The sequence below is a fragment of the Microbulbifer maximicatervae (SeqCode) genome (assembly GCF_052467695.1).
On sequence record NZ_CP174320.1, the window covers coordinates 2,571,638 to 2,588,682 of the forward strand.

Genomic DNA, 17,045 nt, shown 5'->3' on the forward strand with positions numbered 1-17,045 from the left:
TCCTTCCATTAAGGGAGGTCTACGCATGGTTTGAGTATTTATAGGAAGCAATTATGTTGATCTTAAAGCGCCGGACGGGTGAAAACTTACGAATTGGAGCAAGCGTCTCAATTACGGTATTGGAAGTTAAGGGTAATCAGGTAAAGATAGGCATACGTGCCCCCAAATCTCTACCCGTTCACCGTGAGGAAATCTATAGACGTTTGCAAAAGGAGGGGGTGTTGGGGGATGGAGTTGGTTGAGATTACGGAGCGCCCTAAGCAAGGGCGTCCCTCTGGCAGGTCTTCTTAACTCTCTATGATGCCTTGCTTAATTAGTGTTTTTTTCGCAAACCCTACGAAGAAATAGATAGCGACGGCATGAATAGCTCCGATAATCGCAACTGAGAACAAAAGAACTGAACCACTTACTTCATGACCGGATTCGGAAAGTGCGATAGCTCCGAAAATAGCTTGAATAAGCATGTTAATTGCGATGAGGCCAATCACTACCCTGGTTTTTTCACTTTTATTGAAATAGCGACGATTCTTATTCGCAAAAGAAGAACATACCCAAAATATCGTGCCTAATAATATTCCGATATTTACGCCGCTACTACTGCTAAGGCCAAAATAGTTAAGTGTAAATCCTACGATGAAAATCAGTGTTATATAAGTTAAAGCGAACCGGGTTAATACTCCTCGAATGCTCATTACTTCTCCTTGTGTAGTTGATGCCCTCAGCATGAGTGAGGAGCGCGGCGACGAGTCCAGCTGGATGGGCGTTTATGGCTGCGCTGGTTATATGATTTATGCCACACTTTCTCGTTCCTTACTTGTGACCAATCCATCTATGTTACTAATTATTTTTTGTCTTATCTCATCAGATGATGTTTCTTTTGCGGCCTCTAATTCTGATGGTGTGATACCCACAACCTGAATAAGATCGACTGCTCCAGATTTAATGGTAAAGTTTTCTGGGAAATTCACAGGGTGAGTAAACATCATCGTTTTTATGGAAGTGGAAAGCGCAAGGGGAACACGGTGCCCATAATAAAGGGGTGGAAAATTGCCCATCTGACCGGAAATGAGAAGTAAATTATAAGCCATTAAGGTTTGTAAAACTCCAATTGCCCAATCCGCCTCTTCGTCTGTTTCCATGACAAACTCTACGCCCAATCCAGAAAACTCTTCTGGTTCCTCAGTCACCCAAGGGTTGGACATACCAGATGTAACATAAGCCCAGGTATTTCTTGTTTCGGATGGCTGACTCTTGAAAACTCCATGCGTTAACCAGCGAGGATCAACAGCCTTAGCATTCATGCGATCAAAGGTTTCGTTTGATAAAGTATAAATTCCGGGTCCTAGATCACCAAATATTCCTCTGTATATTGTTTCTTCTCGTTCTTTCCAGGAGTCTTCAAGGAAGCTCATACTTTTTCCCACACATAATATTTATATAGTAATCAATCTGACCACTATTATCATGATTACCATCGCTGGAATCAATCTAGCGAAGAAATGCGTAAAAGCTTGAGGAATCAATAAATCACACACAAGCTTGAACTCTTGTCCCAAATAAAAAATGATCACTTTGCCCACTATCCCCACTGAATAGACTTTCTCTAACTCCCTAGACCTTTGAATCTATCAGGATCTTTATAAGAAATAATATTCAAGCCGATTGAAAATCATATTGATTTCTTATCTGGTACTCAGGAGGGTCGAATGATTGAGCGTAGCTTGAAGCGTTTTAGTGCGCTTTAGGTCGTATACCACTTCCGTAAATCTGATTTTGGCGCTGACAAACCCATAGGCGATGCAGGTACATTGATCACATATTCGAGTTCTGAAGTTGATAGAAAATCGAAAGGTACTAGTTCAAGAAGGGGTTGCCTGATTTATATCAAAAAAAAGAAAAGGGGGCAGAGCCCCCCTTTTTTAAATCAGATCCGCTCTTTAATGGAGCGGATTACCAGTAACCTTAAAGGTTGCTGATTTCCTCAAGTTGCTGTTGCAGACGCTCGTGAGCACCTTTCATTTCTGCAAGCTTGTCCTTCTCCTTGGCAACAACGGCTTCGGGGGCTTTGTCTACAAACTTGGGATTGTTGAGTTTGCCTTCAACTCGTGCGAGTTCTTTGGAAAGTTTATCAATCTCTTTTTGTAGACGGGCGCTCTCGGCTTTAACGTCGATCAGGCCAGCCATGGGTACCAGCAATTCCATATCGCCTACCAGTGCCGTGGCGGAGGCGGGGGCCGCTTCTCCACTTTCCAGCCAGGTGATTTCTTCGAGGCTCGCCAGTTTGGTCAGTAGGCTGCGGGCTTGCTCCAGCAGTTCTTTGTCTCGGCTGGAACCGCCGCGCAGGATCAGTGGGATTTTCTTCGCTGGGGAAATATTCATTTCACCACGAATATTACGCACGCCTTCAATAACCTGCTTCAACCAGGCAATGGCCGCTTCCGCTTCTTCGTCGATCTTGCTGTTATCTGCTTCCGGGTACTGCTGCAGCATAATGGTGTCACCGTTGGAACCGGCGAGGGTTTTTACACGCTGCCAGATTTCTTCAGTGATAAATGGCATCAGTGGGTGAGCCAGACGCAAAATGGTTTCCAGTACGCGGATCAGGGTGCGGCGGGTGCCTTTCTTCACTGCGTCGGAGGCGTTGTCGTCCCACAGTACCGGCTTGGACAGTTCCAGGTACCAGCTGCAGTACTCGCTCCAGATAAAGTCGTACAGGGCCTGGGAGGCGAGGTCGAAGCGGTAGGTGTCCATGGCTTCGCGTACGGTGATTTCGGTGCGCTGCAGCTGGGAAATAATCCAGCGGTCGGCGATGGTCAGTTCAAAATCCGTGCTGCCGTCTTGCCCGCAATCGTGCTCTTCGCAGTTTTGCAGTACGTAGCGGGAGGCATTCCAGATCTTGTTACAGAAGTTGCGGAAGCCTTCGATACGGCCCACATCAAACTTGATGTCGCGGCCGGTGGATGCCAGCGAGTAGTAGGTGTAGCGCAGGGCATCGGTACCAAAAGCAGAGAAACCTTCAGGGAAGTCCTTGCGGGTTTGCTTTTCGATCTTCTCGCGCAGGTGCGGTTGCATCAGACCAGAGGTGCGCTTCTCTACCAGGGTCTCCAGGTCGATACCGTCGATCAAATCGATAGGGTCGATCACGTTGCCCTTGGATTTGGACATCTTCTGGCCGTGGTTGTCGCGCACCAGGCCGTGTACGTATACGGTGTTAAACGGTACTTCCTTCTTGAAGTAGAGGGTCAGCATCATCATGCGCGCGACCCAGAAGAAAATAATATCGAAGCCGGTGACCAGTACGGAGCTGGGGTGGAAGGCTTTCAGTTCTTCGGTATCTTCTGGCCAGCCCAGGGTGCCGAAGGTCCACAGGCCGGAGGAGAACCAGGTGTCGAGTACGTCGTCGTCCTGGCGCAGGCTGATGTCGGCGCCCAGGTTGTGCTTCTCGCGCACTTCCTCTTCGCTGCGGCCAACGTAGACTTTGCCTTCGTTGTCGTACCAGGCGGGGATGCGGTGGCCCCACCACAGCTGGCGGGAAATACACCAGTCCTGGATATCGCGCATCCAGGAGAAATACATGTTTTCGTAGTTTTTCGGTACGAACTCAACGCGGCCATCTTCAACAGCGGCGATGGCTTCATCGGCCAGGGGCTGGGTTTTTACGTACCATTGATCGGTGAGCCAGGGCTCGATCACGGCGCCGGAGCGGTCTCCGTGAGGTACCTTGAGGGTGTGGGGCTCTACTTTTTCCAGCAGGCCGAGGGCGTCCAGGTCATCGACAATTTGGGTGCGCGCGGCAAAGCGCTCCATGCCTCGGTATTTTTCCGGCACTGCGTCGTTCAGGTGGGCGTCGGCATCGAGGATGTTGATCATCTCGAGGTTGTGGCGCTGGCCCATTTCGTAGTCGTTGAAGTCGTGGGCTGGGGTGATTTTTACACAGCCGGTGCCGAATTCACGGTCGACGTATTCGTCAGCAATAATCGGGATTTCGCGATCCGCCAGGGGCAACTTGATGGTCTTGCCAATCAGGTGCTGGTAGCGCTCGTCTTCCGGATGTACGGCTACGGCGGTATCGCCGAGCATGGTTTCCGGGCGGGTAGTGGCAACTACCAAGTGGCCGGAGCCGTCTGAGAGCGGGTAGCGGAAGTGCCACAGGTGGCCCTGTTTCTCTTCGTTTAATACTTCGAGGTCTGAGATTGCCGTGTGGAATTTCGGGTCCCAGTTCACCAGGCGCTTGCCGCGATAAATTAGGCCGTCTTCATACAGTTTGATAAAGACTTCCTGCACCGCTTTGTAGAAGCCGTCGTCCATGGTGAAGCGTTCGCGGGACCAGTCGGGGCTGGCGCCCAGGCGACGCAGCTGGCGGGTAATGGTGCCGCCGGACTCTTCCTTCCATTCCCAAACCTTCTCAATAAATTTGTCGCGGCCCAGGTCGTGGCGGGATACGCCTTCGGCGCCCAGCAGGCGCTCTACCACCATCTGGGTGGCGATACCGGCATGGTCGGTGCCCACTTGCCACAGGGTGTTGTCGCCCTGCATGCGGTGGTAGCGAATCAGGGCGTCCATGATGGACTCCTGGAAACCGTGGCCCATATGCAGGCTGCCGGTGACGTTCGGCGGCGGGATCATAATGCTGTAGGGCTTGGCCTCAGTATCCCCGGAAGGCTTGAAGTAGCCGTTCTCCTCCCAGGTTTTGTACCACTGCTGTTCGATGGCGTTGGGCTGGTATGTTTTGTCCATGCGGGCGGGAAACCTTGTGTTTAACTGACTGCGTGCACAGCGTTTTGGCTCAGGATAGTCTGGTGCTTGCTCGGGCTGCGCGGAAAAAGGGGGGAATTATACCGCCGGGGTCTGGTGGGCAAAAGGCGGTATTTGAGCTTAGGGAGTTATTCAGAGGCTCCCTTAATCCCAAACGCCGAGCTCGTCGACCACGTGTTCTATTTGGGCGCGCAGGCGTGGCTCCAATTTAGCGATCTGCTGGGCGACGAGTTGTTCGATCAATTCCTGGCGCTGGCGCTCTTTGGCGGAGGGCTCAGGGTCTGCGGCCGGATCTTCTTCGGCGGCTTGGGCCTCAGTGCTTGGAAGTTCAGCTTCTTTCTTTACTTCAGGGGCTGGGGCCATTGTTCCTGGGGCTTCTGTTTCCGGGGGCGCTGGGGCTTCGGTTACTTGGGTATTTTCTTCAACTGGCAGGGGCCGTCCACCGGTGAGGCGGGAGCGAATATGATTTGGCAGGAACGGGTTTTCCGCCCGGGGCTCCGGCTGCGGCTCCGGTTCGGTCTCTCTCTCCGGTTCGGCCTCTGGGAAATTTTCAACTTTGGTTTCCCGGGAAATCTGCTCTAACGGTGTTTCAACCGGTTTATCTTCAACGGGCTCTTCTTCGATTTGCCCGGTTTCTGCGGAAGCTTGTGGTTCCTCATCCTCTACAGCCAGCTCTTGAAGCGGGCGCAATAGAGCCAAGTCAGACTCTGCCAGCGACAGGGATTGCTGGGCCAGCATCTCTTCTTCAACCGGTGAAAATAAAATCGGCAAGTCGATATCTTCCAGTGAGGTATCGATATCTTCGAACTCACTGGTAGCCGGTGTCCCACTGGGTTTTGCTATGTCGTCAATAGTGGGAAGAGTGGGGGGCTCTGGGGTTACAGGATTACCCTGCTTGGCCACTTGGCTGAGCACGGGGATTTCTTCACTGTTCTCGTCGGTGACAAGCAAGTTGTGCAGTGAATTAAGTTCATCCAGAAATTCACTGGGCTGCTTGCGCTGCTGTCCGCGGTGCTTGTGTTTGTTTTTTTTGCCGGACATGACTCTCGGACGTAGTTAGAGGCTCTAATTGATCTTATGGGATTGTAACGGATATCCGCGATCGCGGAAGTGACCAAATCGCAATCGGGACCGTTTTAATGGTTCCGGTTGTTGGATCACAACTTCTGCCAAGCGTTCAAAGCGGCTAAACCACTTGGGTACTTTGGAGCAGAGATTGATCAGTAAGCCGTGGTGATCTGCGGGGTCTTCTCCGCTGTTAATTTCTATTTGCGCCTGTTGGTTTTCAGTTTGCGGGGCGTGGGGCAGGAAACTGTCCTCGCGAAATGTCCACAGCAGTTGATCCATCTGCTCCGCCCGTTGCGGGTCGTCTACCGCGATTAATACCCGCATACCCGCGCGGAAGGCTTTCTCAGCCAGGCGGCAGGCAAAAACATCGGCGTGTTCCGGTTGGTCGGAAGAGAGAATATAGAAATCAATGCGAGTCATTACAGATACTGGTCAAATAATCCCGGCCATATTGATACGCTGCCAAAAACAAAAGCGGCCCATTAATCAATGGACCGCCCGGCGCGCCGGGCACCGATGGTGCCGGCGGCTATTGTGCGCTTTGGCTACTTATTTGCCCAGTAGATATTCAACCAGTAGGGGAACCGGACGGCCGGTTGCACCTTTCTGTGCGCCGGACTTCCAAGCACTACCGGCAATATCCATATGTGCCCACTTGTAGTCTTTGGCAAAACGCGCCAGGAAGCAGGCAGCGGTTACTGAACCGGCTTCGCGCCCACCGATATTTTGGATATCGGCAAAATTGGAATCCAGGGAGGACTGGTACTCGTCCCACAGCGGCATTTGCCATGCGCGGTCGCCAGTAGTTTCGCCAGCCTGGAGAAGGCTCTTGGCCAGTTCTTCGTTATTGGCGTAGAGACCGGTGGCGTGATGGCCCAGGGCAATAACACAGGCACCGGTGAGGGTGGCGATATCAATCACTGCGCTGGGCTTGAACTTGGCTGCGTAGGTGATCGTATCGCACAGAACCAGGCGGCCTTCGGCATCGGTGTTGAGGATTTCGATGGTTTTGCCGGACATGGAAGTCACAACATCACCGGGCTTGCTGGCCCGGCCGCTGGGCATATTTTCAGCAGCGGCAACTAGGCCTACTACGTTGATAGAAGGTTGCAGTTCAACCAGGGCGTTCATCACGCCGAAGACACTGGCAGCACCGCCCATGTCGTATTTCATTTCGTCCATAGCCTGGCCCGGCTTGATGCTGATGCCGCCGCTATCGAAGGTGATGCCTTTACCGACCAATACCACAGGTTTTTCGCTGGCCTTGCCACCTTTGTAGTTCATGGCAATCAGCGCGGGGGGCTCGTCGCTGCCTTTGGAGACGCTGAGGAAAGCACCCATGCCCAGGGCTTTCATTTTCTTTTCGTCCAGCACGCTGGTGGTGAGTTTTGCATGTTTTTTGGCCAGCGCCTTCGCCTGGGCAACCAGGTAGTTGGGGGTACAGATATTGCCTGGGAGATCCCCCAAATCACGGGCGACATTGCTGCCCAGTGCTTGAGCGGCACCCACTTCCATGCCGCCTTGAATAGCTTTCAGCTGCTTTTTCTCTGGGGCGTGGATGGTGAATTTCGCCAGGGGCAGGGGCTTTGCATCGGTGCGGGACAGGGTGTAGCGATAGCTTGCCAGACCGGCGGCCATGGCGATTTGCTGTGCTTTCCAGCGACTATCGGCACCTTCAACCTCTACTTCGCAGAGGTAGCTCGCGGCTTCTTTAAAGTTCTTTACCCCATTGGCACTGCTGGCTGCCAGCTTGCGGAATTCCGCCTGGCTGATGGTGCCTTTACCGGTGCGTACGACCAGAACGCGCTCGCTGGGAACGTCGATTAGATTGATCAGCTGGGTGCTGCCGGATTTGGCCCCCAAGTCCCCGCGCTTGAGGATTTTTGCAATCATTCCCCCGGTCAATTTATCCAGGCTTTTTCCACTTTCGCTGAGGTTATTTTTGGCATCTGCTGAAATAATAGAGCAGGCACTGCGTTGTTTACTGATATCTGCAACCTTGGCGGAGAACTGCATTTTTCGCTTTCCTTAAAATCTGACAATAGATTGCATGTCTCTAGGCCGAGACATAGCAAGAATTTTTAGTGATAATGCGTCGCACAAGTTTAACCCGCCTGCCTGTGGATTGCTGTACCTAGAGGGAAACTTGCTCGTTTTTGATTCAGACACCATCACACCGCTGTCACCAAGGAATTTGTTCGCCCTGTGATTATTTTTCGCTATCTCTGCCGTGAGCTGATGCTTGTCACGCTGGCGGTCAGCGCAGTTTTGTTGTTAATTGTGATGAGTCTCCGGTTCGTGAAATATCTAGCGGAGGCTGCGACAGGTGATATTTCAGCGAATGTCCTACTTTCTCTGATGGGTTTCCGCTTGCCAGGGTTCCTGGAGTTGGTTCTACCAATGGGCCTGTTTGTCGGGATCCTATGGGTTTATGGACGCCTCTATATAGAAAGTGAAATGACGGTTCTGCACGCCTGTGGTTTCAGCGACTGGCGTTTGCTGGGTTACACCATGATTCCGGCTCTGATGCTGGCATTGGTGGTGGCATCAATGAGTTTGTATTTTTCTCCGGCGGGTATGGAGCGTTCCACCAGTCTGTTGAATGCAGAAAAGGCGCGCAACGAATTTGATCATCTGGTACCAAAGAAGTTTGTGTCCTCTCAGGGCGGCCGTGCGGTTTACTACGCCGATGCGCTGAGCGAGGACAAGTCCACCATGCTGGGGGTGTTCCTGGCGGAGTTGGGGGGCGCGGAGGAGGAAACTGAGGCGGATCAGCAAGTTGTAATCCGTGCCCGTGAAGGCGTGCAGGAAATCGATCCCAAGACGGGGCTGCGCTACTTAGTATTACGCGACGGCTTTCGCTATGAAGGTGTTCCCGGAGAGCGGGAGTATCGCCAGATGAAATTTACTAGTTATTCTGTGATTCTTGAGGTGCCCCGAGAGCGCAGTCGCCAGCAGGACCAGATGGAATCGGCATCGACCTTGGATCTACTTGAGGGCGATACCCCCCAGGAGAAAGCTTATCTTTATTGGCGACTGAGCCTTCCGGTCCTGGTGTTAGTTGTAGCTATTTTGGCTGTGCCTCTGTCTCGTACAAATCCTCGCCAGGGGCGCTTTGCGAAGATGATCCCTGCCATTTTACTGTATATCACCTATTTGGTGATCCTACAGGGGTTAAGGGGGGCAGTTGAGGATGGCAAGATTGCTAATCCAGTAATGATCTGGTTGGTGCACCCACCTTTCGTTCTAATAGGTTTGTTATTGTTGGCGGGAAGAAGTTGGCGCAAGGCGCCACCCAAGCGGTTGCCCGGGGTGGAGGAGCTGCCAAATGAATAAGCTTGATCTTTATATCGCTCGCACAGTCTTAGTTTCAGTCGGTGCGGCTTTGTTGATTATCCTTGGCCTCACAGTCGTCTTTGCCCTAGTGGATCAGCTGGGAGACCTGAAGAAGGATTACGGGTTTATTGACGCAATCAAGTACGTTGCCTGGACATTGCCGGCGCGTATCTATGAACAGCTGGGCTTTTCCGCCCTGGTCGGGTGTCTGGTGGGACTGGGTTCATTGGCAGGTACCAGTGAGCTGACCGTTATGCGGTCTGCCGGCGTCTCAATCGGTCGGATTACCTGGGCGGTGATGAAGCCCATTATGCTGCTGATTTTACTGGGCTTGGGCCTGGCGGAATTTGTTATTCCCAAGACCAATGTGATTGCCGAGAGTGACAAAGCCCGGGCATTGGGTGAGCTGGAGGCGAGTGGTCTGGAAAGTGGCCTGTGGCTGAAAGACAGCGGCGAGTTTGTGCACTTCAACGCGGCACTGCCGGATGGTGAACTTTACGGTGTTACCCGCTATCACTTCGGTGCCGATCGAGAGCTGGAGCAGGTGGAGTTTGCTGAGCGCGGCCATTTTGATGGCAAGCGCTGGGAGTTGGAGAATAGCCGCACGACCATCTTCACCGGTGAGCATACCGAGAGTGAGGCGCTGCCTACGACCGAATGGAAGGCGGAGATTTCGCCAGAGTTATTCGCTTTGGTGGTGCCTTTGCCAGCGGATCTGTCACCGCGCAATCTGTGGGCTTACGGCAAATTCCTCGATCGCAAAGGTGAAGACTCCAGTCGCTACTGGTTGCAGTTCTGGAAAAAAGTATTGCAGCCTCTCACTATCGCCAGTCTGGTGATGGTGGCGATCTCCTTTATTTTTGGCCCTCTGCGGGAAGTAACCACCGGACTGCGTGTGTTTACCGGATTGGTGGTTGGCCTGGTGTTCCAGTTTGTCCAGGATATGCTGGGGCCATCTTCCCTGGTATTTGGCTTCCCGCCTTTCCTCGCGGTGCTGCTACCGATATTGCTGTGCTTTGGCGCGGGATGGTATTTACTGCAGCGGGCCCGTTAGGGCCCTTAGCCTTCTACTTTTTAGACTTCTTGGGAAGTACGCGCACCTCGGATTCGGAGATAAGGTCATGCCACGTGGCCTTGTCGGATCTGGCCCAGGCAGAGAAGTATCCGAGTCCCAAACAAGCAATAGACAGCGGCGCTACGATGGCGCGAAGAATACATTGGCGCCAAGTGAGCTGGGCTCCGTTTGGGCTTGCCAGCAGCAGACGCCAGGCGCGCATCCCCACAGTTTGACCCGCAGCCCTCCAGGACCAGAAGTAATACCCTACGATAACCGCTAGAGCGCCCAGCTGAAAGAATGGCCCGCTGACACAGGGGTTGTAGTCATTTGCCTCGGGCTGGCAGTTGAGGCCCACCACGGTAGAGGCAACCATCAGCGCGATAAAGCCGTAAACCACCAGTAGGCCCATCAGTATCAGCAGGTCGTAGAGCAGTGCGGCCAGGCGTGGACCCACCCCGGCAACAGGGAGTTCAGGAAAGGATTTGGGGGTGTTCGAGCTACTCACGGTTATCTCCGCCGGTTTTAAGTGGCGGAGATTCTAACAAACCTGTAAACGGGGAAGGAGTGGTAGCGCGCCTGAGTTCAGGGGCTCCCTAAAACTCCAGCTCAAAAGAGAACTTGAATTTGTCGTCGGACAGAGAGATGCCGTAGTCCACCGAGCTGCCAATCTTGCCCTCGTTGTTGGTGTACCTGAGCAAGCCTGTACGTGCGGCGCGAGAGTTCTGTGTCTTGTACGTTTCTAGACCCATTCGCAGGATTTTGGATAATGCCTTGCCACCTTTCAGGGGCTTAAACTTATCTGGATTGGTGTGCATCTGCAGCCACTGGTAATTCAGGCGTCGCTGTACGTTGCTCATACTATTGGTGCGCAAGTACTCGGCGGCCTGGACCAGTGCTTCGTTATCCATAGCAAATGCACTGTCGGAGAAAAACAGACTGCCGGATTCCATATTCAGGGTTTCATGGGAATCCGGGATAAATAACTCATCGGCAGAACAGACGCAGCACGCGGGCAGAAGAAATAGGCCAACGGTTTTTGGCACTAGTTGATTGGCGCTGAATCGGAAACTGCAGAGTAGCATTCTGTTTACCCCTGGGTGTCAACTTCTCATTTCGATGGCCGCAAGCGGTCGTTGAATTTATTATGGGTCACCCTTAACAAAGCATTTTTTCGAATTAATTAGGCGGCTGATGCAACTCCACTTACTGGACAGTCCGAAAAAGTCATCTCTTTCCTTGGAGGCCGCATGAAATGGATACTTTTTCATTTTTGTCTAAGTGGTCGCGAGCGTGAGCAGGAGCCCGCCAATGTTTTTTTATTATTGTTTTGGTATTTCTGTGCCAATGCTGATGAAAAAATTGTCTTGAATAGCTCCTCTTTCCACCGGATCGGGGCTTAGGTGCCAGGAAAGAGTTCCAAAATGCGCTACCGCAAAATTCTCCCACAAATAATCAGTGAGGATGGGGTTGGTTGGCTATCGGCTCTGGGTTCGTGAATCGCTTCTATGGCAAAGCTGTTGTCACGAAATAGCTGGACCCAACTTTCCAGGGTGCGGAAATACCAGGGAGCGGCCTCTTCAAAATCTCCCTCAATACCTTCCCAAGATCCCGGGCGCCATCCATCTCGATAGGGCTCATTACCGCAGGCTTGATGGGGGTGAAGAGTTTGGATGACAAAATACCCACCGGGCAGTATTAACTCGCGTGCATGGCTGAATAGTTGCTCGACAGATTCCTTTCCGATGAGGGAGAAGTTGCACACGATAAGTTCAAACTGCTGTTCCAGTTTTTCGGCGCAAATTTCTTCGTACTGCAATCGCCGGTAGGATTCATTGGCGCCTGCTCGAGCGCTGGCAATATCCACTAAATCTTTAACGCCATCGACACCACAGACTCGAATACCTTGCTCCGCCAGTTTTCTACTGAGCCAGCCTTCACCGCAACCGATATCTAAAATGCTCGCAGGTTGGTACGCCATGATTGTGCTGACAATGGCAGCATCAGTAACTAGTCGGCGGCTGGGAATGGCGGCATTGTCTACTACTTTAGTCCACTCATGAGCATTCTTATGCCAGCAGGTGAGTACCTGATCATCACTGAATTCGGAATTGGGCATGCTTGGGTGACCTCCAGCCTGTCATTATTCACAGCTTGAGTGTACCGTCAGTGGACCATCCAGCTACAAAGGTGCTGAGGTCCCATGTCCACTCAAATGATTTTTGATTATGTGATCGTAGGTGCCGGCTCCGCCGGTTGTGTTTTAGCAAATCGGCTCAGTGCCGAAGAGCAGAATCGAGTTTGTCTTCTGGAGGCGGGTCCTAAAGACCGGAGCCCCTTGATCTCCATTCCTGTGGGTATTGGCGAGTTGCTACCAGGAACTCGCTATAACCTACACCACCATACCACGCCACAAAAGCACCTGAATGACAGGAAACTGTTTTGGCCGAGGGGCAGGACCCTCGGGGGTAGTAGCTCTATAAATGCCATGGTTTATATCCGTGGCAATAGCGATGACTACGATGCCTGGGAAGCAGAGGGTAATCCCGGTTGGGGTTGGAAGGGCCTGTTGCCTTACTTCTTAATGTCGGAAGGCAATGAACGGGGTACTGATGCGCACCACAGTGGCTACGGCCCTCTGTCGGTCTCGGATTTAAAGTGGAAAACCCGATCGGGGCATGCTTTTTTACGCGCAGCTGAGTCCCTGGGACACCGGCCGAATAATGATTTTAATGGCAGCCAGCAAAATGGCGTGGGTTTTTACCAAGTAACCCAACGGCGCGGACGCCGCTGCTCTGCGGCTACAGCTTATCTGCACCCAGTTTCCAGCCGCTCTAACCTACATATTCGTACCAACAGCCAGGTGGCGAGGATTATTCTCAGGGGAGAGAAAGCGACCGGCGTCGAATTGCTTGATGGCACTAAAATCCTGGCGAACAAGGAAGTGATTTTAAGTGCCGGTGCTATCCAGTCGCCACAGCTATTAATGCTGTCTGGTATTGGGGATCAGGACCAACTCCGTAAATCTGGAGTGACTTCGCAAGCGCATCTTCCCGGTGTCGGAAAAAACCTGCAGGACCACCTGGATATCATTCAAGTTGTGGAAGCTTCAGAAGCGGTTAGCTTTTCCGAGGCACTATGGCCGAAGCTTCTCACTGCAATGCGCCTGCCAGAACTGATCTTTTTAAATAAAGGGCCCCTAACCAGCAATGTGGCCGAGGCGGGGGGCTTTGCCAGTTCCAGTCTGGCGGGTGGCAATCCGGATATTCAGTTCCACATGACGGCAGTCCCGACTTTCCAACATGGGTTTAATAAGCGCACCTGCTACGGTTATTCCCTTCACGCCTGTGCCCTGAGGCCTAAGAGTCGCGGTGAGATCACTCTGGACTCCACCGATCCACGCAAACTGCCCAGAATTGAACCCAACTACCTGAGTGAGCCCGAGGATCTGCAGGTAATGGTGGAGGCATTTGAAATGGCACAGGATATCCTCGCCCAGGAGGAACTGAGTCGCTACAAGAAAAAGTCCTTGCGCCCAGAGCAGAAGTTGAGTGATAGAGAGTCAATCATCCACTATATTCGCCAGCATGCAGAATCCATCTACCATCCGATAGGTACCTGTCGAATGGGAAGTGATGAATTGGCTGTAGTGGACAGCGAGCTAAAAGTACACGGTGTGGATGGACTGAGGGTTGTGGACGCCTCCATAATGCCCACCCTGATCAGTGGCAATACCAATGCGCCTGTGATCGCTATTGCGGAGAAGGCGGCAGATTTGATTATGCAGCGGTCTTCGCGCTCGTTTGTAAAAGAGAATAGACACACTCAGGAAGTTGAATGATCTGGCAATGCCCGCTTTGTGCTGCCCCCTTAACTTTAGGTAAAGATACTTGGCACTGTACCAATCGACATAGTTTTGATCGCGCGCGTGAGGGCTACGTCAATTTGTTGCCCGTTTATCGCAAGCGCCGCAAAGATCCCGGTGACTCTTCGGAGATGCTTCACGCGCGGCGGCGCTTTCTTCACGCCGGTTACTATCGGCCTTTGGTTGATAGTATTTCGGCGCTCTTGCCCTACAAGCCCGGCCGCCGTTTACTGGATATCGGTTGCGGTGAGGGGTATTACCTGCGGGAGCTTGAGTCCGCCGGCTGGCATGGCCACGGCCTCTCCGGTATCGACATTTCAAAATCCGGCGTGCGTATGGCGGCCAAGCGCGACAGTGGCGCTCAGTTTGTGGTTGCCAGCAATGTGAATTTGCCGGTGGTCTCGGAGTCGGTGGATAACCTGCTGAAGATCTTTGCCCCAGCCCCCGATCATGAAATGGAGCGGGTAATCAAAACCGGTGGCCACTTGGTAGACGTATCCCCTGGCCCCGATCACTTGTGGTCACTAAAGAAGTACCTCTATAAAGAACCGCGTAAACACCCTGCACCAAAAGTGATTGAGAAGTTGACCCCGGAAGTCGATATGCGTTGCTGTTTCCCTTTCGCATTGAAGGGCAAGCAGGCCATTGCAGATTTTCTCGCTATGACGCCTTTTGCCTGGAAGGGCAACCGTGAAGAACGGCAGAAACTCGAAGAGCGCGACAGCCTGGAGCTGGAGGCGGACTTTGTTATTCGTCGTTTTATTAAACATAAATAACAGGCATTTGCTAGGTAGAGGTAATAGAGCAGCGTTATGGCGACTCCCAGAGACTTTGGATTTATGCGGCGAGCCCTGGAGCTTGCACAACTCGCTGCTGAGCGCGGTGAAGTACCGGTGGGTGCGGTTTTGGTCCAGGATGGAAAAATCATAGGGGAGGGCAGTAATCGCCCGATTGGGAATTGTGACCCCAGTGCCCATGCGGAAATCGTAGCCCTGCGGCAAGCGGCAGATAAACAACAAAACTACCGCCTGCCAAACACCACTTTATATGTGACGATTGAGCCCTGTACTATGTGCTTTGGCGCAATGGTACATGCGCGGGTAGGGCGGCTGGTATATGGCGCTACCGAGCCCCGGGCCGGTGTTGTTGAGAGCCAGCTGGAATTGGCACAGGCCAGCTTTTTCAATCACAAGATTACGGTGGAGTCGGGAGTCATGGCGGAAGAGGCAAGCAATTTAGTGCGCGAGTTCTTTCATGATCGACGCTGATCTGGCATTTGCTTTCGTGGTGAATTCAATAGTTGTCGCCACCGTCGTCCTGATTCACCACGAAGTATTGAGTGCCCTTGCCCGGATTGGCCGCTGGATTCCGATCAAGCATAACCTGGCGATTGTCTTGGGGGTGTTTGGCGCTCTGATCGCCCACGTGGCTGAAATATGGCTGTTTGCCTACTGTTACTACTTTATGGTGAATTCGCCTTACTTTGGCACTTTGGTGGGCAATTTTAATGGCAGTCTGCTGGACTGCGCTTATTTCTCATTTACCACTTATACGTCGCTGGGTTTCGGTGATATCGAGCCCCTGGGGCATCTGCGTTTTACCGCTGGCCTTGAAGCCCTTACGGGACTGGTGATGATTACCTGGACCGCTTCTTTTATGTTTTTAAAAATGCAGCGTTATTGGGAGAATTGATCGCAGGGTTCTTAAGATTTAATTCGCGCCGTACGCCCTGTGCGTTGTGTGGGTTTTTCTGCTGGATAGAACTCTTTTGAGTGGAGCCTTAAATAAAAGTGCCTGCCCACACTGCGCCAGAGTTTTCCGAAAGGGTGCAGCCAATAGAGCCACCGGGCGACTTTCGTGCGGTGGATATTGGATTTAACAATATTGGAGATGTGCTCGTTTTCCCACAGAAGGTGGGGCTCAACGCCATACAGTTTTAGATCAAATTGCCAGAAGTGATCGAATACCTTGTCGATGGGTTCGAAAATACGGCTGGCATACTTTAAAACTTTCTCCATGCCGCGCCGGTTAATCAAATATCCCTGTGCTCCACACCACCCCCGCTCTGGTCGCACTAACTGATGAACACCATCATTCAAGGTTTGCACGACTTTTCGCTTGCGGACCTTAAGTCCCATCAGTCGAATCATCTCGATATTTTCAGGGAGTTGCTCCAACTCCGCTAAGACGCGGCCAAATGAGGGTTCTAGCTGTACATCATCTTCCAGAATACAGACCCGGTCCAAGCCGGAGCGGTATGCGCGGCGAATTGCTCTCAAGTGGGCGAGATAGCATCCAATCTCGGAGCTTTTGAGTTCGCACAAGTGGCGCCACCGGGTGATGTTACTCGCGATATGCTCACCTTCTTCCAGTTCTGGGGTGCCTGAGCGCCCATCAATCCCCTCAATCGTGTTGATATGCAGTCGCTGCATTTTCCCGGCGCTGAGTAATAGATCAACGTCATCACTGTTTGGTTGCAGAGTGATAATCCAACAGGGGGTATTGGCGATATAGGGTCGCTGACGGCGGCCGCGCGGGGTAATTGGGCGTCTGGAGCTTAAAGGGAGGCGGCGACGTTGTCTTGTTGGTGGGGAAAGCGGGTGCCGCTTGGGCTTATGGCTGGTAGCAGCCAGCAGGCCAGGCAAAAATTCCTGAGCTACCACAGTTGCTAGAATGACAGGGCTTTTCCACCAAGAGGCGCTGAAGAAGAGCCGGGCACCAAGGGGGCCTCCTGGACATTTGTAGGTCAGGACTGAAACACCTTTAGTTATACCGTCTGCAGACGGTATAGAAGCGTCATGGGCCATTAACTCCCCTGATCTTATGGTCCTAAGTTAAGTTGCTACGATTGAAGGTTAAGGTTTGACCTGCCAGTCCGAAAAGGATGGGGGAACTTACTACTGGGGTGGAAGGAAAGAATACACCGCACTCGAGACACGCTGTGAATACATCCCTGTAAGCTCCTAA

18 protein-coding genes are annotated in these 17,045 nt (G+C 52.3%); 8 read left to right on the forward strand and 10 right to left on the reverse strand.

The features are described 5' to 3' along the window. Positions 1–53 precede the first annotated feature (53 nt). Positions 54–242 (forward strand): carbon storage regulator CsrA, encoded by a 189-nt coding sequence (csrA, locus tag ACJJI8_RS11290; protein ID WP_444932055.1) that lies wholly within the window; start codon positions 54–56, stop codon positions 240–242. 45 nt (positions 243–287) lie between these two features. Here the strand turns inward: csrA and ACJJI8_RS11295 are convergent, their stop codons facing one another. The 6 genes from ACJJI8_RS11295 to ACJJI8_RS11320 form a co-directional block, all read right to left on the reverse strand. Continuing rightward, entirely contained in the window at positions 288–692 is a 405-nt protein-coding gene (locus tag ACJJI8_RS11295) for an ABZJ_00895 family protein (RefSeq protein ID WP_444935093.1), read from the reverse strand. Positions 693–788: 96 nt separating this feature from the next. Continuing rightward, the gene (locus tag ACJJI8_RS11300) at positions 789–1,412 is read right to left on the reverse strand and encodes a suppressor of fused domain protein (RefSeq protein WP_444935094.1); all 624 of its coding nucleotides are present in this window, start codon (positions 1,410–1,412) and stop codon (positions 789–791) included. A gap of 550 nt (positions 1,413–1,962) precedes the next feature. Beyond that, on the reverse strand, positions 1,963–4,737 hold the full coding sequence (locus ACJJI8_RS11305) for a valine--tRNA ligase (protein WP_444935095.1): 2,775 nt from the start codon (positions 4,735–4,737) through the stop codon (positions 1,963–1,965). A 162-nt stretch (positions 4,738–4,899) separates the two neighbouring features. Further along, positions 4,900–5,796 carry a hypothetical protein gene (locus ACJJI8_RS11310; RefSeq protein ID WP_444935096.1) on the reverse strand — a complete coding sequence of 299 codons (897 nt, stop codon included), beginning with the start codon at positions 5,794–5,796 and terminating at the stop codon, positions 4,900–4,902. Between the two features lie 24 nt (positions 5,797–5,820). After that, on the reverse strand, positions 5,821–6,243 hold the full coding sequence (locus ACJJI8_RS11315) for a DNA polymerase III subunit chi (RefSeq protein ID WP_282933987.1): 423 nt from the start codon (positions 6,241–6,243) through the stop codon (positions 5,821–5,823). Between the two features lie 129 nt (positions 6,244–6,372). Then, a complete protein-coding gene (locus ACJJI8_RS11320; RefSeq protein ID WP_444935097.1) occupies positions 6,373–7,839 on the reverse strand; it encodes a leucyl aminopeptidase in 1,467 nt (488 codons plus the stop codon). A gap of 189 nt (positions 7,840–8,028) precedes the next feature. Between ACJJI8_RS11320 and lptF the strand changes: the two genes are divergently transcribed. Together lptF and lptG are read left to right on the forward strand one after the other, a co-directional pair. Beyond that, complete coding sequence (gene lptF, locus ACJJI8_RS11325; RefSeq protein ID WP_444935098.1) at positions 8,029–9,159, forward strand: LPS export ABC transporter permease LptF; 1,131 nt, start codon at positions 8,029–8,031, stop codon at positions 9,157–9,159. After that, positions 9,152–10,213 carry an LPS export ABC transporter permease LptG gene (gene lptG, locus ACJJI8_RS11330; RefSeq protein WP_444935099.1) on the forward strand — a complete coding sequence of 354 codons (1,062 nt, stop codon included), beginning with the start codon at positions 9,152–9,154 and terminating at the stop codon, positions 10,211–10,213. Before lptF ends, lptG begins: the two co-directional genes overlap by 8 nt. A gap of 13 nt (positions 10,214–10,226) precedes the next feature. Here the strand turns inward: lptG and ACJJI8_RS11335 are convergent, their stop codons facing one another. Together ACJJI8_RS11335 and ACJJI8_RS11340 are read right to left on the reverse strand one after the other, a co-directional pair. After that, the gene (locus ACJJI8_RS11335; RefSeq protein ID WP_444906181.1) at positions 10,227–10,721 is read right to left on the reverse strand and encodes an RDD family protein; all 495 of its coding nucleotides are present in this window, start codon (positions 10,719–10,721) and stop codon (positions 10,227–10,229) included. A gap of 88 nt (positions 10,722–10,809) precedes the next feature. Next, on the reverse strand, positions 10,810–11,298 hold the full coding sequence (locus tag ACJJI8_RS11340; protein WP_413664649.1) for a hypothetical protein: 489 nt from the start codon (positions 11,296–11,298) through the stop codon (positions 10,810–10,812). A gap of 165 nt (positions 11,299–11,463) precedes the next feature. Between ACJJI8_RS11340 and ACJJI8_RS11345 the strand changes: the two genes are divergently transcribed. Beyond that, positions 11,464–11,616 carry a hypothetical protein gene (locus tag ACJJI8_RS11345; protein ID WP_413664650.1) on the forward strand — a complete coding sequence of 51 codons (153 nt, stop codon included), beginning with the start codon at positions 11,464–11,466 and terminating at the stop codon, positions 11,614–11,616. Between the two features lie 26 nt (positions 11,617–11,642). Here ACJJI8_RS11345 and ACJJI8_RS11350 read toward each other — a convergent pair whose 3' ends face one another. Beyond that, positions 11,643–12,332: a class I SAM-dependent methyltransferase gene (locus ACJJI8_RS11350; RefSeq protein WP_444906180.1), complete on the reverse strand. Its 690-nt coding sequence runs from the start codon at positions 12,330–12,332 to the stop codon at positions 11,643–11,645. An 84-nt stretch (positions 12,333–12,416) separates the two neighbouring features. Between ACJJI8_RS11350 and ACJJI8_RS11355 the strand changes: the two genes are divergently transcribed. From ACJJI8_RS11355 to ACJJI8_RS11370, 4 genes are read left to right on the forward strand one after another with little or no spacing between them, the layout of a single operon-like run. Then, positions 12,417–14,054, forward strand: a complete 1,638-nt coding sequence (locus ACJJI8_RS11355) for a GMC family oxidoreductase (RefSeq protein ID WP_444935100.1) — start codon at positions 12,417–12,419, stop codon at positions 14,052–14,054. Next, positions 14,051–14,854 carry a putative RNA methyltransferase gene (locus ACJJI8_RS11360; protein ID WP_444914512.1) on the forward strand — a complete coding sequence of 268 codons (804 nt, stop codon included), beginning with the start codon at positions 14,051–14,053 and terminating at the stop codon, positions 14,852–14,854. Before ACJJI8_RS11355 ends, ACJJI8_RS11360 begins: the two co-directional genes overlap by 4 nt. 36 nt (positions 14,855–14,890) lie before the next feature. After that, positions 14,891–15,346, forward strand: a complete 456-nt coding sequence (gene tadA, locus ACJJI8_RS11365) for a tRNA adenosine(34) deaminase TadA (protein ID WP_282933978.1) — start codon at positions 14,891–14,893, stop codon at positions 15,344–15,346. After that, positions 15,333–15,770, forward strand: coding sequence for an ion channel (locus tag ACJJI8_RS11370; RefSeq protein WP_192879377.1), 438 nt, complete (start codon positions 15,333–15,335; stop codon positions 15,768–15,770). The genes tadA and ACJJI8_RS11370 overlap by 14 nt, the downstream gene beginning before the upstream one ends. Before the next feature lie 11 nt (positions 15,771–15,781). Here the strand turns inward: ACJJI8_RS11370 and ACJJI8_RS11375 are convergent, their stop codons facing one another. Further along, complete coding sequence (locus ACJJI8_RS11375) at positions 15,782–16,885, reverse strand: glycosyltransferase family 25 protein (RefSeq protein ID WP_444935101.1); 1,104 nt, start codon at positions 16,883–16,885, stop codon at positions 15,782–15,784. Between the last annotated feature and the right edge of the window lie 160 nt (positions 16,886–17,045).